Source organism: Stenotrophomonas sp. CASM106 (genome assembly GCF_049384825.1).
In the GTDB taxonomy this organism is placed as follows: Bacteria; Pseudomonadota; Gammaproteobacteria; order Xanthomonadales; family Xanthomonadaceae; genus Stenotrophomonas; species Stenotrophomonas muris.
This window is the reverse complement of sequence record NZ_JBMRFS010000006.1, coordinates 75,931-97,826: the sequence shown is the minus strand read 5'-3', so window position 1 is coordinate 97,826 and position 21,896 is coordinate 75,931. Positions and strand designations below refer to the sequence as shown.

17 protein-coding genes and 1 pseudogene are annotated in these 21,896 nt (G+C 67.3%); 17 read left to right on the top strand and 1 reads right to left on the bottom strand.

The window, feature by feature from the left end:
* Nucleotides 1-305: 305 nt before the first annotated feature.
* The 15 genes and pseudogenes from mraZ (at nucleotide 306) to lpxC (ending at nucleotide 17,156) form a co-directional block, all read left to right on the top strand.
* The gene (gene mraZ / locus VG556_RS15400) at nucleotides 306-752 is read left to right on the top strand and encodes a division/cell wall cluster transcriptional repressor MraZ (RefSeq protein WP_004143635.1); all 447 of its coding nucleotides are present in this window, start codon (nucleotides 306-308) and stop codon (nucleotides 750-752) included.
* Nucleotides 753-766: 14 nt separating this feature from the next.
* Complete coding sequence (gene rsmH, locus VG556_RS15395; RefSeq protein WP_100449342.1) at nucleotides 767-1,735, top strand: 16S rRNA (cytosine(1402)-N(4))-methyltransferase RsmH; 969 nt, start codon at nucleotides 767-769, stop codon at nucleotides 1,733-1,735.
* Nucleotides 1,732-1,995 (top strand): cell division protein FtsL, encoded by a 264-nt coding sequence (gene ftsL, locus VG556_RS15390; RefSeq protein ID WP_005415286.1) that lies wholly within the window; start codon nucleotides 1,732-1,734, stop codon nucleotides 1,993-1,995. Before rsmH ends, ftsL begins: the two co-directional genes overlap by 4 nt.
* Entirely contained in the window at nucleotides 1,992-3,836 is a 1,845-nt protein-coding gene (locus VG556_RS15385) for a peptidoglycan D,D-transpeptidase FtsI family protein (RefSeq protein WP_014645937.1), read from the top strand. The genes ftsL and VG556_RS15385 overlap by 4 nt, the downstream gene beginning before the upstream one ends.
* Nucleotides 3,833-5,341, top strand: coding sequence for a UDP-N-acetylmuramoyl-L-alanyl-D-glutamate--2,6-diaminopimelate ligase (locus VG556_RS15380; RefSeq protein WP_032956669.1), 1,509 nt, complete (start codon nucleotides 3,833-3,835; stop codon nucleotides 5,339-5,341). Before VG556_RS15385 ends, VG556_RS15380 begins: the two co-directional genes overlap by 4 nt.
* The gene (locus VG556_RS15375; protein WP_032956672.1) at nucleotides 5,338-6,732 is read left to right on the top strand and encodes a UDP-N-acetylmuramoyl-tripeptide--D-alanyl-D-alanine ligase; all 1,395 of its coding nucleotides are present in this window, start codon (nucleotides 5,338-5,340) and stop codon (nucleotides 6,730-6,732) included. Before VG556_RS15380 ends, VG556_RS15375 begins: the two co-directional genes overlap by 4 nt.
* Nucleotides 6,722-7,807: a phospho-N-acetylmuramoyl-pentapeptide-transferase gene (mraY, locus tag VG556_RS15370; protein ID WP_004154219.1), complete on the top strand. Its 1,086-nt coding sequence runs from the start codon at nucleotides 6,722-6,724 to the stop codon at nucleotides 7,805-7,807. The genes VG556_RS15375 and mraY overlap by 11 nt, the downstream gene beginning before the upstream one ends.
* Nucleotide 7,808: 1 nt before the next feature.
* Complete coding sequence (gene ftsW, locus VG556_RS15365) at nucleotides 7,809-9,134, top strand: putative lipid II flippase FtsW (protein WP_014645940.1); 1,326 nt, start codon at nucleotides 7,809-7,811, stop codon at nucleotides 9,132-9,134.
* Nucleotides 9,131-10,219, top strand: a complete 1,089-nt coding sequence (gene murG, locus VG556_RS15360) for an undecaprenyldiphospho-muramoylpentapeptide beta-N-acetylglucosaminyltransferase (RefSeq protein WP_014645941.1) — start codon at nucleotides 9,131-9,133, stop codon at nucleotides 10,217-10,219. Before ftsW ends, murG begins: the two co-directional genes overlap by 4 nt.
* A gap of 40 nt (nucleotides 10,220-10,259) precedes the next feature.
* Entirely contained in the window at nucleotides 10,260-11,696 is a 1,437-nt protein-coding gene (gene murC, locus VG556_RS15355; RefSeq protein WP_014645942.1) for a UDP-N-acetylmuramate--L-alanine ligase, read from the top strand.
* Nucleotides 11,693-12,655, top strand: a complete 963-nt coding sequence (locus VG556_RS15350; RefSeq protein WP_014645943.1) for a D-alanine--D-alanine ligase — start codon at nucleotides 11,693-11,695, stop codon at nucleotides 12,653-12,655. Before murC ends, VG556_RS15350 begins: the two co-directional genes overlap by 4 nt.
* Nucleotides 12,652-13,329: pseudogene (locus VG556_RS15345) on the top strand (cell division protein FtsQ/DivIB); the annotation flags it as partial. The gene VG556_RS15350 and the pseudogene VG556_RS15345, both read left to right, overlap by 4 nt.
* Nucleotides 13,330-13,397: 68 nt before the next feature.
* Nucleotides 13,398-14,633 (top strand): cell division protein FtsA, encoded by a 1,236-nt coding sequence (ftsA, locus tag VG556_RS15340; RefSeq protein WP_005408083.1) that lies wholly within the window; start codon nucleotides 13,398-13,400, stop codon nucleotides 14,631-14,633.
* 170 nt (nucleotides 14,634-14,803) lie between these two features.
* Nucleotides 14,804-16,039, top strand: coding sequence for a cell division protein FtsZ (gene ftsZ / locus VG556_RS15335; protein WP_005415297.1), 1,236 nt, complete (start codon nucleotides 14,804-14,806; stop codon nucleotides 16,037-16,039).
* Nucleotides 16,040-16,244: 205 nt separating this feature from the next.
* Nucleotides 16,245-17,156, top strand: a complete 912-nt coding sequence (lpxC, locus tag VG556_RS15330) for a UDP-3-O-acyl-N-acetylglucosamine deacetylase (RefSeq protein WP_014645945.1) — start codon at nucleotides 16,245-16,247, stop codon at nucleotides 17,154-17,156.
* Nucleotides 17,157-17,437: 281 nt separating this feature from the next.
* Here the strand turns inward: lpxC and VG556_RS15325 are convergent, their stop codons facing one another.
* Entirely contained in the window at nucleotides 17,438-17,887 is a 450-nt protein-coding gene (locus VG556_RS15325) for a DUF721 domain-containing protein (protein WP_032956682.1), read from the bottom strand.
* A 12-nt stretch (nucleotides 17,888-17,899) separates the two neighbouring features.
* Between VG556_RS15325 and VG556_RS15320 the strand changes: the two genes are divergently transcribed.
* Complete coding sequence (locus VG556_RS15320; RefSeq protein ID WP_014645946.1) at nucleotides 17,900-18,856, top strand: M23 family metallopeptidase; 957 nt, start codon at nucleotides 17,900-17,902, stop codon at nucleotides 18,854-18,856.
* A 287-nt stretch (nucleotides 18,857-19,143) separates the two neighbouring features.
* Nucleotides 19,144-21,876, top strand: a complete 2,733-nt coding sequence (gene secA, locus VG556_RS15315) for a preprotein translocase subunit SecA (RefSeq protein ID WP_014645947.1) — start codon at nucleotides 19,144-19,146, stop codon at nucleotides 21,874-21,876.
* Nucleotides 21,877-21,896 lie beyond the last annotated feature (20 nt).

The window sequence follows — 21,896 nt, the reverse complement described above, 5'->3', positions numbered from 1 at the left end:
TGCGCAGTCCGGCGCCGTTTCCGGCCCGTTCCGGATGAATGCGCGGCCGATGTTTCACGCCCTCTCCACGCCCCTGAACTTCCGTTCAATCTCAAAAATTGAGACGGATCAGCAACTTGTGGATAAGCCTTGAACAATTCTCTAAAGGTTGTTGCAAGCCATTGATGCGGCTGGCGATTTCCCCGCTGAAAAGTTGTTGACAACCCTCGGCCCGCTGCTAAGGTGGGCATCAGAGGGAAATCCGGGTGTTTTGTGGGTTTTCGTGGTTCAATGTTTCACCGGGCGAAGGACAAGGTGCAGGCGTCGTGTTCCAGGGCGAGACGGCCATCACAGTTGACGACAAAGGGCGCATGGCGGTTCCCACCGCTTACCGCGACCTCGTCGCGCGCGCCAGCAACAACCGTCTCGTGCTGACCTACAACCCGTTCGAAGCCGGCTGCCTGTGGCTGTATGCAGAGTCGGAATGGGAGCGGGTCCGCGACGATGTGATGTCCAAGCCCAACACCCAGCGCGTCGTGCGCCTGTTGCAGCAGAAGCTGGTCGGCTCGGCCGCCCATCTGGAACTGGACGGCAACGGTCGCATCAGCATCCCCGCCAGCCACCGCGGTGCGGTGGGCATTGAGAAGAAGGCGGTATTGCTCGGTATGGGCGACAAGTTCGAATTGTGGAGCGAGCAGGCGCATCGGGCCCTGATCCAGCAGACGTTGTCTGACGAGGATCTGGGTGATGGGTTGCTCGACCTGAAGTTGTGAGCCGGGGTGCCCGGATGCGCACAGAAGCGCAGGCCGGTCACCTTCCGGTGTCGCAGTCGCCGGCGGTGCACCTGCCGGTCCTGTACACCCAGGTCCTTGAAGGCCTGAGGGTGATCGAAAACGGACGTTATCTGGATGGCACGTTCGGTCGTGGCGGTCATGCGCGTGGCGTGCTCACCCAGCTCGGTCCCGAGGGGCGCCTGCTGGTCATGGACAAGGATCCGGAAGCCATCGCCGTTGCCGAGCGCGATTTCGCGCCGGACCCGCGCGTGTCCATTTTCCGGGGCAGCTTCGCCCAGCTGCTGCAGTGGAACGCGACGGCCGAAGGCCTGGACGGCGTGCTGTTCGACCTCGGCGTGTCGTCGCCGCAGCTGGACGTGGCCGAACGTGGCTTCAGCTTCGGCAAGGACGGCCCGCTGGACATGCGCATGGATCCGGACAGCGGTGAAAGCGCCGCGCAGTGGATCAACCGCGTCGAAGAGCGCGAGATCGCTGATGTGCTGTGGACCTACGGCGAAGAGCGCCAGAGCCGGCGCATCGCCCGCGCCATCGTGGCCCGCCGCGAGAAGCAGCCGTTCTCCCGCACCGCCGAACTGGCCGAGCTGATCGCCTCGGTGATGCCGCGTGGGAAGGACAAGATTCACCCGGCCACGCGCAGCTTCCAGGCCATCCGCATCCACATCAACCGCGAGCTGGCCGATCTGGAAGCCGGGCTCGATGCGGCGGTGGAACGGCTCAAGCCCGGTGGCCGCCTGGCGGTGATCAGCTTCCACTCGCTGGAAGACCGCATCGTCAAGCAGTACATGAACCGCCTGGCCAAGGCGCCGCCGGCCAACCGCCGGCTGCCCGAGGCGGTTGCGTTCGTGCCGACGCTGGACCTGATCGGCGGCGCCATCAAGGCCACCGACGAAGAGCTGGCCGCCAACCCGCGTGCCCGCAGCGCCGTGCTGCGCGTGGCACAGAAGCGGGGGGCCGATGCATGAGCCGGCTGCTGCTGATCATCCTGCTGGCCTGCACCGTCGCCTCGGCGATCGGCGTGGTGTTCGTGCGCCACCGCCACCGGCAGACCTTCATCGAACTGTCGCGTGCCGAGCGCAAGCGCGATGACATCAACCTTGAGTTCGGCCGCCTGCAGCTGGAACAGGCCACCCTGGCCGAAGCCAACCGCGTGGACCGCATTGCCCGCGAGAAGCTGGGCATGAAGTTCCCCGAGGCCGCTGACATCGTGGTGGTGCGCCCATGAGCAAGACCGGCCGCAACCGCCCGCGCAACGCCTTCAACCTGCGCCAGCGCCTGCGCTGGGTCGCGCTGGCGCTTGGCCTGTGCTCGGTGTCGCTGGTGGGTCGCGCGGCCTACGTGCAGATCATCAACAGCGATTTCTACCAGCGCCAGGGCGAGGCCCGCTACCTGCGCGAGCTGCCGATCAAGACCTCGCGCGGCATGATCACCGACCGCAACGGCGAGCCGCTGGCGGTGTCCACCCCGGTCGCCTCGATCTGGGTCAACCCGCAGGACCTGCTGCGTTCGCCCGAGCGCATCCCGGAGCTGGCCCAGGCGGTCGGCATGTCGGTGGATGAGCTGAGCAGCCGCCTGTCGCAGAAGTCGGACAAGGAATTCATGTACCTGCGCCGCCGGATCAATCCGGACGAGGCAGAGAAGGTGGTCGCGCTGAAGATTCCGGGCGTGGCCGCGCAGCGCGAGTTCCGCCGCTTCTACCCGCAGGGCGAAGCGATGGCGCACGTGCTGGGCTTCACCAACATCGACGACCGCGGCCAGGAAGGCCTGGAACTGGCGTTCGACGAATGGCTGCGCGGCAAGGCCGGTGCCAAGCGGGTGATCCGCAACCGCAAGGGCGAGACCGTCGAAAGCGATCTGCTGCGCGCCGCCGAGCCGGGCAAGGACCTGACCCTCAGCATCGACCGCCGCATCCAGTACCTGGCCTTCAAGGAACTGCGCAACGCGCTGGTGGCCAACAAGGCGGCCGGTGGTTCGATGGTGATCATGGACGTGACCACCGGCGAGATCCTGGCCATGGTCAACCTGCCGACCTACAACCCGAACTCGCTGACCGGCGCGATCCCCGATACGCGCCGCAACCGCGCGGTGACCGACCTGGTCGAGCCGGGTTCGACGATGAAGCCGCTGACCATCGCCACCGCGCTGCAGGCCGGTGCGGTGACCAAGGACACCATCATCGACACCAACCCGGGCTACATGACCCTGGGCCGCTTCACCATCCGCGACGTGCCGCGCAACAACGGTGTGCTCAACGTGACCGGCGTGATCACCCGCAGTTCGAACGTGGGTGCGGCCAAGGTTGCGGCGAAGATGCCGGACCAGACCTTCTACGACGGCGTGCGCCGCTTCGGCTATGGCTCGGCGCCGCACAGCGGTTTCCCGGGCGAATCGGCCGGCGTGGTGATGCGTCCGGCACGCTGGTCGGGTACCACCAAGACCACCATGTCCTATGGCTATGGCCTGTCGGTCACGCCGCTGCAGATTGCCACCGCGTACTCGGCGCTGGCCAACGGCGGGCGCCTGATCGCGCCGACCTTCGTCAAGGGCCAGCGCAATGAAGGCCAGCAGATCATCGACGAGAACGTCGCCCGGCAGGTGGTGGCGATGATGGAAACGGTAGTCACCCAGGGCGGCGCCAAGCAGGCGGCGGTGCTGGGTTACCGCGTGGCCGGCAAGACCGGCACCGCGCGCAAGGCCGGCCCGGGCGGTTATGAGCGCGGCCATTACAACGCGCTGTTCGCCGGCGTGGTGCCGGCCACCAACCCGCGTTTCGCCACCGTCATCGTCATCAACGACCCGCAGGCCGGCAAGTTCTACGGCGGCCTGGTGTCGGCGCCGGTCTACCACAACGTGATGGAAGGCACCCTGCGCCTCATGGACGTGCCGCTGGACGACCTGCAGTCGTGGCTGGCCGCACAGCAGTCGGGCAAGGTCGGCCATTCGGCGTCGATTCTGCCTGCGCCGCCGGCCGAGACCGCGCTGCCGGTCGATGCCGCCGCTGAATTCGACGCTGCGCTGCCAAGCGCGCAAGCCCAGACGCCGCCCGCTACGGGAGGCACGCAATGAGTCCTTCGATGTTGCTTTCGCAGTTGCTTCCGGACGTGGCCCTGGCGGGTCATGATCCCGTTCTGACCGGCCTGGTGCTGGACAGCCGTGCCGTGCGCCCCGGTAACGCCTTCGTCGCCATCGCCGGTTTCGGCGCGCATGGCCTGGGCTTTGTCGAGCAGGCGCGCGCTGCCGGTGCCAGTGCCATCCTGTTCGAACCGCCGGCACCGGCCGATCTGCCGGCCCCGGCCGATGCGATCGCCGTGCCGGGCCTGCGCGCGCGCATGGGCGCGATGGCCGACCAGTTCCATGGCGCGCCATCGCGGGCGATGGCGATGGTCGGCGTGACCGGCACCAACGGCAAGACCTCCACCGTGCAGCTGCTGGCCCAGGCCTGGCATCTGCTCGGAACGCCCAGTGGCAGTATCGGCACGCTGGGTGCCGGGCTTTATGGTGCGGTCGAGCCGACCGGCTTCACCACGCCGCTGGTGCTGCAGATGCATGCGCTTCTGGCGCAGCTGCGCGACGCCGGTGCGCGCGCGGTGGCGATGGAAGTCAGCTCGCATGCGCTGGACCAGGGCCGCGTGGACGCCGTGCACTACGACGTGGCGGTGTTCACCAACCTCACCCGCGACCATCTGGACTACCACGGCGACATGGCCAGCTACGGCGCGGCCAAGGCGCGGCTGTTCCATCGCCCGGGCCTGAAGGCCGCGGTGATCAATCTGGACGATGCCTTCGGCCGGCAGCTGTTCGCGGGCCTGCCGGCCGGCGTGCAGCCGATCGGCCTGAGCTCGCGCGGTGCCACTGACGCCAGCGTGCGCGCCGAGGCGCTGCAGCTGGACGGTCGTGGCATTGCCTTCGAGTTGGTCATCGACGGCCAGCGCGCGGCGGTGCAGTCGCCGCTGCTGGGCCGCTTCAACGTGGACAACCTGCTGGCCGTGGCCGGTACCCTGCATGCGCAGGGCCAGCCGCTGCCGCGTATTGCCGAGGTGCTGTCGGCGCTGCAGCCGATCCGTGGCCGCATGAACCGCCTGGGCGGTGAAGACGGCCTGCCGACGGTGGTGGTCGACTACGCGCACACCCCGGATGCGCTGGAACAGGCGCTGGACAGCCTCCACGGGCACCTGCAGGGCACGCTGTTCTGCGTGTTCGGCTGCGGCGGCGAGCGCGACACCGGCAAGCGCCCGCAGATGGCGGCGATCGCCGAGCGCCTGGCCAACCAGGTCATCGTCACCGACGACAACCCGCGCGGCGAAGATGGCGATGTGATCGTGGCTGACATCCTGGCCGGCTTCCAGAACGCCGATGCCGTGACCGTGCAGCGCAGCCGCGCGCGTGCGATCGGCCTGGCGGTGAAGCGTGCCGGTGCCGGCGACATCATCCTGATCGCCGGCAAGGGCCACGAGCCGTACCAGGAAGTGAATGGCGTGCGCCATGACTTCGACGACACCGAAGTGGCCGCCGCCGCACTGGCGGCCAAGGCCGGTGTGCTCAGCGCGCAGGCCGGGGAGGGCGCCGCATGAAGCGCACCCTGCTTTCGCTGATCGCACACTGGGCCGGCGGCGAGATCCACGGCGATGACGTGGCCATCGATGCGGTCAGCAATGACACCCGCAATCTCGGTCCGGGCAGTCTGTATGTGGCGCTGCGCGGCGAGCGTTTCGACGGCCATGACTTCGCGGCCGACGCGCAGGCGCGCGGTGCCAGTGCGCTGCTGGTCGAGCGCCTGCTGCCGGTCGAACTGCCGCAGGTGCTGGTGGCCGACAGCGAACTGGCGCTGGCGAAGATCGCCACCGGCATGCAGCGTGACCGTGGCACCGAGGTGTTCGCGATCACCGGCAGCAATGGCAAGACCAGCGTGAAGAGCCTGCTGCTGTCGATCCTGCAGCAGGTGGCCCAGCACGCGCACAAGGTGGTCTACGCCAACCCGGGCAACCGCAACAACGAGATCGGCCTGCCGCTGGCGGTGATCGATGCGCCGGAAGATGCCGACTACGCCGTCTACGAGATGGGCGCCGGCAAGCCGGGCGACATCGCCTACCTGACCGACGTCGCCCGCCCGCGTTATGCGCTGGTCAACAACATCGCCCCGGCGCACCTGGAACGCATGGGCAGCCTGCTCGGCGTGGCGGTGACCAAGGGCGCGATCTACGCCGCGCTGCCGGCCGATGGCGTGGCGGTGATCAACGCCGACGATGCCTATGGGCGCTGGTTCGAACAGCATTTCATCAGCACCCCGGCGCGTTGCCGCGTGCTGCGCTATGGCCTGGAACACTCGGCGGACGTGACCGCGCGCGATATCCGCGCCGGTGCGCAGGGCAGCCAGTTCACTCTGGTCGCACCGGCCGGCGAAGCGCGCGTGGTGCTGGGCCTGCCGGGTCGCCACAACGTCAGCAATGCGCTGGCCGCCGCCAGCCTGGCGCTGGCCGCCGGTGTCGATCTGGCGCTGATTGCCGCCGGCCTGGCCGAAGCGCAGCCGGTGCCGGGTCGCCAGATCGCCCATCAGCTGCGCAATGGCGCGGTGCTGGTGGATGACAGCTACAACGCCAACCCCGGGTCGCTGGCCGCGGCCATCGATGCCCTGGCCGCGGCGCCGGAAGAGGGCTGGCTGGTGCTGGGCGACATGCGCGAGCTGGGCCCGGACGCGGAAGCGCTGCATGCGCAGGCCGGCCTCCGCGCACGTGCTGCCGGCCTGAAGCGCCTGTATGCACTGGGCCCGCTCAGCGCCGCTGCCGCCTCCGCCTTCGGCGAAGGTGGCCGCCATTTCGCCACCCACGACGCGCTGTCGCAGGCGCTGAAGGACGAGCTGCACGCCGGCGTGCGCTGCCTGGTCAAGGGTTCCCGTGGCAGCGCCATGGACACGATTGTCAAAGCGCTGCTGGCGCAAGGAGAGGAATCCCCGCATGTTGTATGAACTGGCTCGATGGTTGCAGCAGTTGGAGAGCCTGTTCGGGCTGTTCAACTACCAGACGTTCCGCGCCATCCTTGCCGCGCTGACGGCCCTGTTCCTGTCGCTGTGGCTGGGCCCGGCGATGATCCGCAAGCTCGCCCAGTTCAAGGGCGGCCAGCCGATCCGCAAGGACGGTCCGCAGACCCATTTCTCCAAGGCCGGCACGCCGACCATGGGCGGTTCGCTGATCCTGCTCACCATCACCCTGTCGGTGCTGATGTGGGCCGACCTGCGCAACCGCTACGTGTGGCTGGTGCTGGCGGTGATGCTGTGCTTCGGCGCCATCGGCTGGTATGACGACTGGATCAAGATCGTCCGCCGTGACCCGAACGGCCTGAAGTCGCGCTGGAAGTACCTGCTGCAGTCGATCTTCGGCCTGGCTGCGGGCCTGTTCCTGTTCTACACGGCCGACGTGCCGGCAGCGCTGACCTTCTACATCCCGATGTTCAAGTCGGTCGCGCTGCCGCTGGCCGGCATCGGCTTCGTGGCCATCGCCTACTTCTGGATCGTCGGCTTCTCCAACGCGGTGAACCTGACCGACGGCCTTGACGGCCTGGCGATCATGCCCACCGTGCTGGTGGCCTGCGCGCTGGGCGTGTTCGCCTACGCCTCGGGCAACGTGGTGTTCGCCAACTACCTGCAGATCCCGCAGATCCCGGGCGCCGGCGAGCTGGTCATCATCTGTGCGGCCATCGCCGGCGCGGGCCTGGGCTTCCTCTGGTTCAACACCTACCCGGCCATGGTCTTCATGGGCGACATCGGCGCACTGGCACTGGGTGCGGTGCTGGGCACGATCGCGGTGATCACCCGCCAGGAGCTGGTGCTGGTGATCATGGGCGGCGTGTTCGTCATCGAAACGCTGTCGGTGATGATCCAGGTCGCCTCGTTCAAGCTGACCGGCAAGCGCGTGTTCCGCATGGCGCCGATCCACCACCATTTCGAACTGAAGGGCTGGCCGGAGCCGCGCGTGATCGTGCGTTTCTGGATCATCTCCGTCGTGCTCGTGCTGATCGGCCTGGCCACGTTGAAGGTGCGCTGAGATGAACGACCTGTCCCGCCAGGCAACACGCCTTGAAGCCATCGAAGGCAGCTACGACAAGTGGCTGCTGGGCGCGATCATCGCGCTCACCGGTGTCGGCGTGGTGATGGTGGCCTCCAGCTCGATCGCGCTGATGAGCAGCCCGTTCTATTACCTCAACCGCCACCTGATATTCCTGGCGGTGGGTATCGTGCTGGCGGTCATTGCCGCCCGCACCGAGCTGAAGTCGATCGAGCAGTACAACCAGATGCTGCTGCTGGGCTGCTTCGTACTGCTGCTGGCGGTGTTCGCACCGGGACTGGGCAGCACGGTCAACGGTGCGCGCCGCTGGATCAACCTGGGCATTTCCAAGTTCCAGACGGTCGAAGCGGTGAAAGTGCTCTACATCGTCTGGCTGTCGAGCTACCTGGTGCGTTTCCGCGACGAGGTCAATGCGACCTGGCCGGCAATGCTCAAGCCGCTGGGCGTGGCCGGTGCGCTGGTGGTGCTGCTGTTGCTGCAGCCGGACTTCGGTTCCTCGACCCTGCTGCTGGCGATCACCGCCGGCATGCTGGTGCTGGGCGGGGTGAACATGCCGCGCATGTCGATGCCGGTGATCATCGGCCTGGTCGGCATGAGCGCGCTGGCGATCATCGAGCCGTACCGCATGCGCCGCATCACCTCCTTCCTGGACCCGTGGGCCGACCAGCAGGGCGACGGCTACCAGCTGTCCAACGCGCTGATGGCGGTGGGCCGTGGTGAATGGACCGGCGTCGGCCTGGGCAACTCCGTGCAGAAGCTGTACTACCTGCCCGAAGCGCACACCGACTTCATCTTCTCGGTCACCGCCGAGGAATTCGGTTTCCTGGGTACCTGCGTGATCGTGGCGCTGTATGCGCTGCTGGTCGGCCGCACCTTCTGGCTGGGCATGCGCTGCGTGGAAATGAAGCGCCACTTCTCCGGCTACATCGCCTTCGGCATCGGCCTGTGGATCAGCATGCAGACCTTCGTCTCGATCGGCGTGAACCTGGGCATCCTGCCGACCAAGGGCCTGACCCTGCCGCTGATCTCCTCCGGCGGTTCGTCGGTGCTGATGACCTGCGTGGCGATGGGCCTGCTGCTGCGCGTGTCGTATGAACTCAAGCGCGCCGAGCGCCGCCAGGCCGTGCGCATCGGTGGCGCCGAAGACGCCGCGGCCGAACCGATGGACAAGCCCGCCGCAGCGGTGGACGCCAGCGTGCCGATGCGTGCCGAGCCGGTCGCACCCGCGTCCGCTGCAGCGAGCGCCGCACGTGGCACCAGCCGCCTGCAGTCGCGCATCGAACCGACCTTCGGGAGGCTGTCATGAGTGCAGCCACCGAGAGTGGGCGCCCGGTGATGATCCTGGCCGGAGGCACCGGCGGTCACATCTTCCCCGGCCTGGCCGTGGCCCGCGTGCTGCGCGAGCGCGGCGTGCCGGTGACCTGGATGGGCGCCGACGGTGCGATGGAAACCCGCCTGGTGCCGCAGCGCGACATCGCCATCGATACGCTGGCCATCACTGGCCTGCGCGGCAAGGGCAAGCTGGCCCTGCTGGCGGCGCCGTGGCGGCTGATGCGCGCGCTGCGCGCGGCCGGGCTCATCATCCGCCAGCGCCAGCCGCGCGCGGTGGTCGCCTTCGGTGGCTTTGCCTCCGGCCCCGGTGGCATGGCCACGCGCCTGCATGGCCTGCCGCTGATCGTGCATGAGCAGAACCGTGCGCCGGGCCTGACCAACCGCATCCTGTCGCGTTATGCGCGTCGCCTGCTGACCGGTTTCCCGGGCACCTTCGCCAAGGGCGAGGAGTTCGTCGGTAACCCGGTGCGCGCGGAAATCGCTGCCATCGCGCCGCCGGAACAGCGCTTCGCCGACCGGCAGGGCCCGCTGCGGGTGCTGGTGGTGGGCGGCAGCCAGGGCGCGCGTGCCCTCAATACCGGCGTGCCGCAGGCGATTGCCGCGCTGGGCGCCGGCCTGCCGGTGCAGGTGCGCCACCAGAGCGGCGAGAAGATGCATGCCGAAGCGGTGGAGGCTTACGCCAAGGCCGGTGTGCAGGCGGAAATCACGCCGTTCATCGCCGACATGGCCGAAGCCTTTGCCTGGGCTGACCTGGTTGTCTGCCGCGCCGGCGCGTCCACGCTGGCCGAGCTGTGCGCGGTCGGTGTCGGCAGCGTGCTGGTGCCATTCCCCGCTGCCGTCGACGATCACCAGACCCGCAACGCGGAGTACCTGGTCGAGCGCGGCGCGGCGGTGTTGCTGAAGCAGGACGGAACGCTGGCCGACGGCATTGCCGCAACGCTGCGCGATCTGTCCGAAAATCCCGCCCGCCGCATGCAGATGGCGCAAGCCGCGCGTGCCCTGGCCAAGGTCGATGCCGCCGAGCGCATCGCCGATATCATTCTCGAGGAAGCTGTATGAAGAAGGCATGCCACCGCGCCTGCCCTGCGCGAGGCCGCGCATGATCCGTCGCCTGCACGACACCAACGACCTGGTGCGCGCGTTCCCGCGCGTGCATTTCGTCGGCATCGGCGGCACCGGCATGAGCGGTATCGCCGAAGTGATGCTGACGCTGGGCTATGAAGTGTCCGGCTCGGACAACGCCGACAACGTGGCGACCCGCCGCCTGGCCAGCCTGGGGGCGCGCATCATGCGCGGCCACTCCGCGGCCAACGTGCTGGGCACCGACTGCGTGGTGGTCTCCAGTGCCATCCGCGAAGACAACCCGGAACTGATGGAAGCACGCAGCCAGCGCATTCCGATCATGCCGCGTGCGGCGATGCTGGCCGAGCTGATGCGTTTCCGCCGCGGCATCGCCGTGGCCGGTACCCATGGCAAGACCACCACCACCAGCCTGACTGCTGCGGTGCTGAGCGAAGGTGGCCTGGACCCGACGTTCGTGATCGGTGGCCAGCTGCTGGCCGCTGGTGCCAACGCCAAGCTGGGTGGCGGGCAGTGGCTGGTGGCCGAGGCCGATGAAAGCGATGGCAGCTTCCTGCGCCTGAACCCGCTGATGTCGATCATCACGAACATCGATGCCGACCACCTGGAAAACTACGGCAACGATTTCGCCCGCGTGCAGGCGGCGTTTGCCGAGTTCCTGCAGCGCCTGCCGTTCTACGGCCTGGCGGTACTGTGCATCGATGATCCGGAAGTCGCCGCGCTGGCCGCCAGGACCCCGCGCCACGTGATGAGCTACGGCATGAGCCCGCAGGCCGACGTGCGCGCCGAGAACGTGGTGCAGGAAGGGTCGCGCATGCGCTTCACCCTGCGCCTGCCGCAGGGCACCAGCCAGGAAGTGGTGCTGGCGCTGCCGGGCAGGCACAACGTGCTCAACGCGCTGGCCGCCGCTGCGGTGGGCTGGCAGCTGGGCGTGGCACCGGACGCGATCGCACGCGCGCTGGAGGGCTTCGCCGGTGTCGGCCGTCGCTTCAACGATCTGGGCGAGGTGACCACCGCCAGTGGCGCCAAGGTCCGCATCATCGACGACTATGGCCACCACCCGAGCGAGCTGGAGGCGGTGTTCGCCGCCGCTCGTGGTGGCTGGGCCGACAAGCGCCTGGTGGTGGCCTTCCAGCCGCACCGCTACAGCCGTACCCGCGACCAGTTCGACAAGTTCGCCGCCGTGCTGTCGAGCGTTGACGCGCTGGTGCTGAGCGAGGTCTACCCGGCCGGTGAAGAACCGATTGCCGGCGCCGACTCGCACGCGCTGGCCCGTGCCATCCGTGCGCGTGGCCGCAGTGAGCCGGTGGTGGTGGGCAAGGCCGCCGAGCTGGCCAGCGTGCTGCCGGACGTGCTGCAGGACGGTGACCTGCTGCTGATGATGGGCGCCGGCGACATCGGTGCCGTGGCCACCCATATCGCGGTGGAAGGTTTCAAGGGGGAGGGCCAGGCGTGAGCACGCTGACCTTCCCGCCGCTGCGCGTGACCGACCCGGCCGAGTTCGGCCGCGTCGCCGTGCTGCTGGGCGGCAGTTCCAGCGAACGCGAGGTGTCGCTGGATTCGGGCCGCAACGTGCTCGAAGCCCTGCAGTCGCGTGGCGTCGATGCGTTCGCGGTGGACGGCATTCCGGCGCTCGCCAGCGCGCTCGCCGCCGGTGGCATCGATCGCGTCTTCAACATCCTGCACGGCCACAACGGTGGCGGTGAGGACGGCATCGTGCAGGGCCTGATGGACGCCTTCGGCGTGCCGTACACCGGCTCGAACGTCCTGGGTTCGGCGCTGAGCATGGACAAGATCCGCACCAAGCAGGTGTGGCTGTCGCTGGGCCTGCCGACCCCGCAGTACCGCAAGGTCACTGCCGAGGACGTGCACGCCAATGCCGCCGAACTCGGCCTGCCGGTGGTGGTGAAGCCGGCCAACGAAGGCTCCAGCGTGGGCATCAGCCGGGTCACCGATGACGCCGGGCTGGATGAAGCGGTGGCCCTGGCTGCGCGCTACGACGGCCAGCTGCTGATGGAGCAGATGGTGGTCGGCGACGAATTGACCGTGGCCATCCTTGGCGACGTCGCACTGCCGTCGATCCGCATCGTGCCCAAGGGCCAGTGGTACGACTACAACGCCAAGTACATCGCCGAGGACACCCAGTACCTGTGCCCGGGCCTGGACGGTGGCGACGAAGAGGACATCCGGCGCATCGCGCTGGCCGCGTTCCGTGCCGCCGGGTGCCGTGGCTGGGGCCGCGTGGACGTGATGCGCGATCGCGACAGCGGCCGTTTCTTCCTGCTGGAAGTGAACACCGCGCCGGGCATGACCAGCCATTCGCTGGTGCCCAAGGCGGCCCGCCAGGCCGGCATCGGTTTCGAGGAACTGGTGTGGCGCGTGCTGGAACAGACCCTGGAGGCCTCGCACGCATGAACGCGGTGCTGCGCATCTTCGTCTGGCTGTTGGCGCTGTCGGTGGTTGCACTGCCGGTGGTGGCCGTGGTCAATGGCTGGGTCGGCGCCGAGCGCTGGCCACTGGCGAAGCTGCGCGTGCATGGTGAGTTCAAGCGGGTGCCGGCCGAACAGCTGCAGCAGGTGCTGCTGCCGTATGCGCGCGCCGGTTTCTTCGCGGTCAAGCTGCAGGACGCGCAGGACGCCCTGGAGAAGCTGCCGTGGGTGGAAAGCGCGCAGGTCCGCAAGCAGTGGCCGGACGTGCTGGAAGTGACCCTGGTCGAGCACAAGCCGTTCGCCCGCTGGGGTACCGACCGCCTGGTGTCCGAGCAGGGCAAGCTGTTCCCCACGCCGAAGAAGCTGTCCGACCTGGCGCTGCCGGAGCTGGATGGCCCGGACAGCCAGACCGCGGAAGTGATGAAGCTGTACAGCGACTCGCGTGCATTGTTCGCACCGGCCGGCGTCGATGTGCGCCGGGTGACGATGGACGCACGCGGCAGCTGGTCGCTGGTGCTGAGCAACGGCACCGAAGTGGTGGTCGGCCGCGACGACGCGCGCTCGCGCATGCAGCGCTTCGTCAAGGTACTGCCGCAGCTCAACCGTCAGGACGCGCCGATCGAGCGCGCCGACCTCCGTTACACCAATGGTTTCACGCTGAGCTGGGGTACCCCGGCCACGCCGGCGAAAACGCCGGCGACCCCGGCCAGAAGCACGCAGGAAAGGACATGAATCGCAAGGGTGACAAATCGCTGATCGTTGGCCTGGACATCGGCACCTCCAAGGTGGTGGCGCTGGTGGGCGAGTATTCGCCGGGCAACCCGATCGAAGTGATCGGCATCGGCTCGCACGAATCGCGCGGGCTGAAGCGCGGCGTGGTGGTGGACATCGAATCGACCGTGCAGTCGATCCAGCGCGCGGTGGAAGAAGCCGAGCTGATGGCCGGCTGCGAGATCCGTTCGGTGTACGCCTCGATCTCCGGCAACCACGTGCAGTGCAAGAACTCGCCGGGCATCGTGCCGATCCGCGACGGTGAAGTGACCTGGGGCGACCTGGATCGCGTGCTCGACGCGGCCAAGGCGGTGGCGATCCCGGCCGACCAGAAGATCCTCCACGCGATCCCGCGCGAGTACGTGCTGGACGATTCGCAGGAAGGCATCCGCAACCCGGTCGGCATGACCGGCGTGCGCCTGGAAGTGCATGCGCACCTGGTGGTGTGCGCGCAGTCGGCGGCGGCCAACATCAGCAAGTGCGTGCAGCGCTGCGGCCTGCAGGTGGACGACCTGGTGCTGTCCTCGCTGGCCTCCAGCGTGGCAGTGCTGACCGCCGACGAGCGCGAGCTGGGCGTGGTGCTGGTCGACATGGGCGCCGGCACCACCGACATCGCGGTGTTCGTGCAGGGCGCGATCTGCCACACCGCCTCGCTGCCGATCGCCGGCGACCACGTGACCAACGACATCGCGCACATGCTGCGCACGCCGACCCCGGAAGCCGAGCAGATCAAGGTGCGCTATGCCTGCGCCCTGGCCCAGCTGGCCACGGCCGAGGAGAGCATCCAGGTGCCGTCGGTGGGCGACCGCCCGCCGCGCCGCATGCCGCGCCATTCGCTGGCGCAGGCCGTGCAGGGCCGCTACGAGGAAATCTTCGAGATGGTGCAGGCCGAACTGCGCCGCTCCGGCTTCGAGGAGCTGGTGCGCGCCGGCATGGTGCTGACCGGTGGCGCGTCGAAGATGGAAGGCGTGGTCGAACTGGCCGAGGAAATGCTGCAGATGCCGGTGCGCGTGGGCATCCCGCAGCACGTCACCGGCCTGGGCGAAGTGGTCGGCAACCCGGTGCACGCCACCGGCGTGGGCCTGCTGCTGATGGGCAGCCAGATCGAGCACCCGCGGCGGCCGTCGCTGCCCACCGGGCGCGCCGGAAGCATGTTCAAGAAACTCAAGACCTGGTTCCGCGGCGAGTTCTGACGCGGAACCCGAAAACCCGGGCCTCGCCCGGGCGCAACACCCGCAGTACCCGCATCACAACGCAATACCGGCTACACACAACCCACACAGCCGCAACGTCGGCATGCAGCAGGACGGCAGGACGCCCGAATGCCCATGCCAGCCAAAGCGGATACAACGAGGACACGGACATGGCGCATTTTGAACTGATCGAAAAGATGGCACCCAATGCGGTGATCAAGGTGGTTGGCGTGGGCGGCGGCGGCGGCAATGCCGTGGCGCACATGGTCAACTCGGCGGTGGATGGCGTGGAATTCATCACTGCCAACACCGACTCGCAGGCCATCAAGAATTGTGGTGCCAAGCTGCAGCTGCAGCTGGGTACCAACGTGACCAAGGGCCTGGGCGCAGGCGCGAACCCGGAAGTCGGCCGCCAGGCCGCGCTGGAAGACCGTGAGCGCATCATGGACGCGCTGCAGGGCGCCGACATGGTGTTCATCACCGCCGGCATGGGCGGCGGCACCGGTACCGGCGCTGCGCCGGTGGTGGCACAGCTGGCCAAGGAAATGGGCATCCTGACCGTGGCCGTGGTCACCAAGCCGTTCCCGTTCGAAGGCCGTCGCCGCATGCAGGTGGCGTTGAAGGGCATCGAGGAACTGAGCCAGCACTGCGACTCGCTGATCACCATCCCGAACGAGAAGCTGATCACCGTGCTGGGTCGCAACGCGACCATGATCCAGGCCTTCCGCGCTGCCAACGACGTGCTGCAGGGCGCCGTGCAGGGCATCGCCGACCTGATCGTGCGTCCGGGCCTGATCAACGTCGACTTCGCCGACGTGCGCACCGTCATGTCCGAAATGGGCCTGGCGATGATGGGTACCGGCACCGCCCGTGGCGATGACCGCGCCCAGGCCGCTGCCGAATCGGCGATCCAGAACCCGCTGCTGGACGATGTGAACCTGGCTGGTGCCAACGGCATCTTGGTCAACATCACCGCCGGCGCCGATTTCACCATGGCCGAGTTCGACGAGATCGGCCGCACCATCGATGGCTTCGCTTCCGAAGATGCCACCGTGGTGGTCGGCACCGTGCTCGATCCGGACATGCAGGACGAAGTGCGCGTGACCGTGGTGGCCACCGGCCTGAACCGCGTCTCGGCGAGCAAGACCCAGCGTCCGGGCGAGCGTGCGCCGATCAAGCTGGTCCGCAACGCCACCACCGGCCAGCCGGAGTTCGGCGAGTTCGACAACGGCGGCGATGCCGTCTCCAAGGCGGTGGGTGGCATGGGCCTGGGCCTGCGTCGCGCCAGCAGCGATACCGCAGCGGCCTCCGCCCCTTCGGCCCCGGCCGCTTCGGCCCCGGCGGCGGCGGAACTGCCGAACGATTACCTGGACATCCCGGCGTTCCTGCGCCGCCAGGCGGACTAAGCGGGGCGGCCCGGGGTTGTCCTCCCCGGGTTGCGCCACCATGTCCTGAAAACGCGGGCGCCGGGCCAGGATGGGCCCGGCCGCCCTGCTTCACGCGCTTTCCAGCGGCGTGCCGGTGGATCCTGCCGGTGGCTGCAACTGGCGTTTCAGCCGGGGTAGGGGAGTGCGCGTGTTAATCTAATGTGTCACTTCCGGTCCATCCCCCATGATCCAGCAACGCACCCTCAAGAACACGATCCGCGCCACCGGCGTTGGCCTGCACAGTGGTGACAAGGTCTACATGACCCTGCGCCCGGCACCGGTCAACCATGGCATCGTGTTCCGCCGCGTGGACCTGGACCCGGTGGTGGAGGTGCCGGCCAAGGCCGAACTGGTCACCGAAGTGACCCTGTGCACCGGCCTGACCTGCAACGACGCAAAGATCCAGACCGTCGAACACCTGATGTCGGCGCTGGCCGGCCTGGGTGTGGACAACATCATCGTCGAACTGTCCTCGGCCGAGCTGCCGATCATGGACGGTTCGGCCGGCCCGTTCGTGTTCCTGCTGCAGTCGGCGGGCATCATCGAACAGGATGCGCCCAAGCGCTTCATCCGCGTGCTCAAGACCGTGGAGGTGACCGAGGGCGACAAGGTGGCCCGTTTCACCCCGTACGAGGGCTACAAGCTGGGCTTCACCATCCAGTTCGACCACCCGATGATCCCGGCCAAGCAGTCGCGCCAGGAAATCGAGTTCTCGACGCTGGCCTACACCAAGGAAATCTCCCGCGCGCGCACCTTCGGTTTCATGCGCGACCTGGAATACATGCGCGAGCGCAACCTGGGCCTGGGCGGTTCGATGGACAACGCCATCGTGCTGGACGAGTTCCGCGTGCTCAACGAAGACGGCCTGCGCTACGCCGACGAGTTCGTGCGCCACAAGATCCTTGACGCCATTGGCGACCTCTACCTGGCCGGTGGCCAGGTGCTGGGCGCATACGAGGGCTTCAAGTCCGGCCACGCGCTCAACAACAAGCTGGTGCGTGCCCTGATGGCCGACGCCAGCGCCTGGGAATGGGTCAGCTTCGACTCGCCGACCAGCCCGGATCCGGTGGAATATGCCACCCCGGCCTACGCCTGATTCCATAGATCGTTGAATTTCAAGATAAAAACGCCGCCTTCCAGGGCGGCGTCGTTGTTTCCGGCGCTTGCGACGCATTCAGCGTGCTTGAAAGGCGTCAAGGCCGGTTCAAGGTCACGGTTTTGTGAACCTGTTGGATCGGAAGCCTGAATTTAACGAAGTTTTAACTTCAATCTAACGACAGGCCCCCGGTTGGCCGCTAGGATGCGACCCGGCCCCCGAAATGTTTCACGCCGTGGTGACACGCGCGACGGGGAGCGGAGCCGGATGCTCCGTTGCCATCAGGACCGCTTCTTCGGCTTCGAGGGAACGTCCTGCAGGCAAGCCAAGGCGTCGCGTAGCCCTTTGTGCGTGGCGGCTGAAACTGCGTGGGGGCCATTCCGGTTGTCGATCGCTGGGGAGCGTGAGGGAGTGGTGGACGCAGTCTTGATGGTCACCCTGGTGGCCTTCAGCCCGATGGAACGGGCCGCGTCGAGCAACTGGGCTTCGGCAAGCCGCAACTTGGCATGCCAGACCGGGGACTCGACGAGAAAAACGAGGTGTTCCCCGTCCACATTGGCCAGCCGGCAGCGGCTGCGCAGAGGTGGCGGCAACTGGGGGCGCAACTGCCGGTCCAGCGCGTCGAGCCACAAGGCCCGACGCAGCGGGTTCCCGCTTTTGTCCGCCATTACCGCATCCAGCGCCGGTTTCGGCACTGACGCGGGGCGAACGCTGGATTTCGGCTCAGACATGAAAACTCACTGATGGCATTCAAAAAGATCGTAATCAAAACGCGTGAAGGACAGGCCAAGGCGTCGCCGATCACGCGTTTGCGGTTCTATTTCGAGGACCGCCCCCGCGCCCTGCTGGGCAGCGTGCTCGGGGTAGGCTGCATTATCGGCCTTGCCGGCGGCATTGGCGCCAGTGCGCTGAATGATTCGCGCCTGCAGGCCAAGGTCGAGCGCCAGGATGCGGAGCTGGCCAAGGTCAAGCGCGATGCGCAGACCCAGGTCAACGCGCTGGCCGCCCGCCTCGGCGAGCTGCAGGCGCAGGCCACCCGCCTGAACGCCCTCGGCGAACGGCTGACCCAGATGGGCAAGCTGGAAGATGGCGAATTCGACTTCAACGAGACCCCCGGCCTCGGCGATGGCGACGCCGGCGGCCCGACCAGCGACATTCCGGTCAAGGACGTCAACGCCGACTTACAGGTGCTGGAGCAGCGCTTCGCTGCTTCAGGCCGCCAGTTGTCGGTGATGGAATCGCTGATGTTCGACCACCAGCTGCAGCAGAACGCCGTGCCGTCGCGCATGCCGATCCGCAACAGCTACGTGACCTCCGGCTTCGGCACCCGTGCCGACCCGTTCGGCCGCGGCGCCGCCACCCACAAGGGCATGGACTTCCACGCCAAGGTCGGTGACCCGGTGATGGCCGTGGCCGAAGGCGTGGTCAGCTTCGCTGGTGTGAAGGGCGGCTATGGCAACGTCGTCGATGTCGACCACGGTAACGGCTATGTCACCCGCTACGCGCACAATTCGCGCCTGGTGGTGAAGGCCGGTGACCTGGTCCGCGCCGGCCAGGAAGTGGCCAAGGCCGGTTCCACCGGCCGTTCGACCGGTGCCCACGTGCACTTCGAGGTGTGGGAGAACGGCAACGTGGTCAACCCGCGCAAGTTCCTCGGCGACGGCGGCAACACGCCGGTCGGCCGCGTCAGCCGCGGCTGATGCCCGGGTCGGATTCCTTCCGCGCCGCGGAAGGGCTCTGACCCGATTCGGTTGAGGGCTGGGGTCAGAGCCCTTTCGCCATGGCGAAAGGGGTCCGACCCCGCATCCGTGTTTCTTTGCCGAATCCGGGGCGATTGCGACCGGATTGGCGCTTGAAACCTCAGCCGCCCGTCCCAAGCTACAATGGGTGTTGCCATCGACAGGGCGCCAGGCGCCCTGTTTCGTTTGCGGCGGACGGATCCCAAGGGGGAGGCCGGGCGTCGTGTCCATCCAACCCGGTTCCTTCAATGATCAACAGCCTGCTTACCCGCGTATTTGGCAGTCGTAACGAACGACAGCTGCGCCAGCTCAACCGCATCGTCGCCAAGATCAATGCGCTGGAGCCGGAGATCGAGAAGCTTTCCGACGAGCAGCTTCAGGCCAAGACGCCGGAGTTCAAGCAGCGCATCGCCGGCGGTGAAGCCCTGGACAAGGTGCTGCCGGAAGCGTTCGCGGTCTGCCGCGAAGCCGGCCGCCGCGTGCTGGGCATGCGCCACTACGACGTGCAGCTGATCGGCGGCATGGTGCTTCACCTGGGCAAGATCGCAGAAATGCGCACCGGTGAAGGCAAGACCCTGGTGGCGACCCTGCCGGTGTACCTCAACGCGCTGGAAGGCAAGGGCGTGCACGTGGTCACCGTGAACGACTACCTGGCTCGCCGCGACGCCGCGCAGATGGGCAAGCTGTACAACTGGCTGGGCCTGAGCGTGGGCGTGGTGTACCCGGGCATGCCGCACAGCGACAAGCGCGAAGCCTACGCGGCCGACATCACCTACGGCACCAACAACGAATTCGGCTTCGACTACCTGCGCGACAACATGGCGCTGTCCAAGGCCGACCGTTACCAGCGCGGCCTGCACTACGCCATCGTCGACGAAGTCGACTCCATCCTGATCGACGAAGCGCGTACCCCGCTGATCATCTCCGGTCCGGCCGATGATTCCCCGGAGCTGTACATCCGCGTCAACCGCGTCGTGCCGCACCTGGTCAAGCAGGAAGCGGAAGACGGCGAAGGCGATTTCTGGGTCGACGAGAAGGGCAAGCAGGTGCACCTGTCCGAAGCGGGCATGGAGCACGCCGAGCAGCTGCTGGTTGAAGCCGGCATCCTCGACGGCGAGACCGAAGGCCTGTACGCGGCGCAGAACCTGACCGTGGTCCACCACCTCAACGCCGCCCTGCGCGCGCACGCGATCTACCAGCGTGACGTGGACTACATCGTGCGCGACGGCGAAGTGGTCATCGTCGATGAGTTCACCGGCCGTACCCTGGCCGGCCGCCGCTGGTCCGACGGCCTGCACCAGGCGGTGGAAGCGAAGGAAGGCGTGCCGGTCCAGCGCGAAAACCAGACGCTGGCCAGCATCACCTTCCAGAACCTGTTCCGCATGTACAAGAAGCTGTCCGGCATGACCGGTACGGCCGACACTGAAGCGTTTGAATTCCAGAGCATCTACGGCCTGGAAGTGGTGGTGATCCCGACCAACCGCCCGACCATCCGCAAGGACAGTCCGGACCAGGTGTTCCTCAACCGCAAGGGCAAGTTCAATGCGGTGCTGGCCGACATCGAAGAGTGCGCCAAGCGCGGCCAGCCGGTGCTGGTGGGTACCACCTCGATCGAAACCTCGGAAATGCTGTCCGAGCACCTGAGCAAGGCCGGCGTGAAGCACGAAGTGCTCAACGCCAAGCAGCATGACCGCGAAGCGACCATCGTCGCCAACGCTGGCCGCCCGGGCGCAGTGACCATCGCCACCAACATGGCCGGCCGCGGTACCGACATCGTGCTGGGCGGTTCGCTGGAAGCCGAGATCCACGCCCTGGGCGAGGACGCGACCGACGAGCAGAAGGCAGCGGTCAAGGCCGAATGGCAGAAGCGCCACGAGGCAGTGAAGGCGGCGGGCGGCCTGCACATCGTCGGCACCGAGCGCCACGAATCGCGTCGTATCGACAACCAGTTGCGCGGCCGTTCGGGCCGCCAGGGTGACCCGGGTTCGTCCCGCTTCTACCTGTCGCTGGAAGACAACCTGATGCGCATCTTCGCCTCCGACTGGGTGCAGAAGGCCATGCGCATGATGGGCATGAAGGAAGACGACGTCATCGAGGACCGCCTGGTCAGCCGCCAGATCGAAAAGGCGCAGCGCAAGGTCGAGGCCCACAACTTCGACATCCGCAAGAACCTGCTGGACTTCGACGACGTCAACAACGACCAGCGCAAGGTGATCTACGCCCAGCGCGACGAGCTGCTGGATGCCGAGTCTGTGAAGGCGAATGTCGATGGCATCCGCGACGACGTGATCTTCGACATCGTGGCGCGCTTCGTGCCGCCGAACTCGATCGACGAGCAGTGGGACCTGCGCGGCCTGGAAGCGACCCTGGAGTCGGACTTCGGCCTGCAGATGTCGCTGACCGACCTGGTCAAGGAACACGAAGAGCTGGACGCCGAGGCCATCGCCACCAAGGTCCAGGAGCGCGTCAACCAGCACTTCGCCGAGAAGGAAGCCGGCCTGGGCGAAGAAACCATGCGCGCGCTGGAGAAGCACGTGATGCTGACCGTGCTGGACCAGAGCTGGAAGGAACACCTGGCGCGCATGGATTACCTGCGCCAGGGCATCTACCTGCGTGGTTACGCGCAGAAGCAGCCGAAGCAGGAATACAAGAAGGAAGCCTTCGAGCTGTTCTCGGACATGCTGGAGAACGTCAAGCGCGAAGTGGTGACCCTGCTGGCCCGCGTGCGCATCCGCAGCGACGAGGAAGTGCAGGCGCTGGAAGCGGCCGAGCGCCAGCAGGCGCAGGCGCGCCTGAGCCAGTCGCAGTTCCAGCACCAGGATGCCGGCGGTTACAGCGCCGACGAGGAAGCCGCGCAGGTCGAAGCCGCCCAGCAGGGCGTGGCCACGCTGCAGCGCGACGAGCCGAAGATCGGCCGCAATGATCCGTGCCCGTGCGGCAGTGGCAAGAAGTACAAGCACTGCCACGGCCAGCTGAGCTGACCCCGGAAGGCCCCGCGCAA

Excerpts from the sequence above, each read along its gene's own strand:
- rsmH (WP_100449342.1), top strand. The coding sequence starts at position 767 with ATGCGCACAGAAGCGCAGGCCGGTCACCTTCCGGTGTCGCAGTCGCCG.
- ftsL (WP_005415286.1), top strand. The coding sequence starts at position 1,732 with ATGAGCCGGCTGCTGCTGATCATCCTGCTGGCCTGCACCGTCGCCTCG.
- VG556_RS15385 (WP_014645937.1), top strand. The coding sequence starts at position 1,992 with ATGAGCAAGACCGGCCGCAACCGCCCGCGCAACGCCTTCAACCTGCGC.
- VG556_RS15380 (WP_032956669.1), top strand. The coding sequence starts at position 3,833 with ATGAGTCCTTCGATGTTGCTTTCGCAGTTGCTTCCGGACGTGGCCCTG.
- VG556_RS15375 (WP_032956672.1), top strand. The coding sequence starts at position 5,338 with ATGAAGCGCACCCTGCTTTCGCTGATCGCACACTGGGCCGGCGGCGAG.
- mraY (WP_004154219.1), top strand. The coding sequence starts at position 6,722 with ATGTTGTATGAACTGGCTCGATGGTTGCAGCAGTTGGAGAGCCTGTTC.
- ftsW (WP_014645940.1), top strand. The coding sequence starts at position 7,809 with ATGAACGACCTGTCCCGCCAGGCAACACGCCTTGAAGCCATCGAAGGC.
- murG (WP_014645941.1), top strand. The coding sequence starts at position 9,131 with ATGAGTGCAGCCACCGAGAGTGGGCGCCCGGTGATGATCCTGGCCGGA.
- murC (WP_014645942.1), top strand. The coding sequence starts at position 10,260 with ATGATCCGTCGCCTGCACGACACCAACGACCTGGTGCGCGCGTTCCCG.
- ftsA (WP_005408083.1), top strand. The coding sequence starts at position 13,398 with ATGAATCGCAAGGGTGACAAATCGCTGATCGTTGGCCTGGACATCGGC.
- ftsZ (WP_005415297.1), top strand. The coding sequence starts at position 14,804 with ATGGCGCATTTTGAACTGATCGAAAAGATGGCACCCAATGCGGTGATC.
- lpxC (WP_014645945.1), top strand. The coding sequence starts at position 16,245 with ATGATCCAGCAACGCACCCTCAAGAACACGATCCGCGCCACCGGCGTT.
- VG556_RS15325 (WP_032956682.1), bottom strand. The coding sequence starts at position 17,887 with ATGTCTGAGCCGAAATCCAGCGTTCGCCCCGCGTCAGTGCCGAAACCG.
- VG556_RS15320 (WP_014645946.1), top strand. The coding sequence starts at position 17,900 with ATGGCATTCAAAAAGATCGTAATCAAAACGCGTGAAGGACAGGCCAAG.
- secA (WP_014645947.1), top strand. The coding sequence starts at position 19,144 with ATGATCAACAGCCTGCTTACCCGCGTATTTGGCAGTCGTAACGAACGA.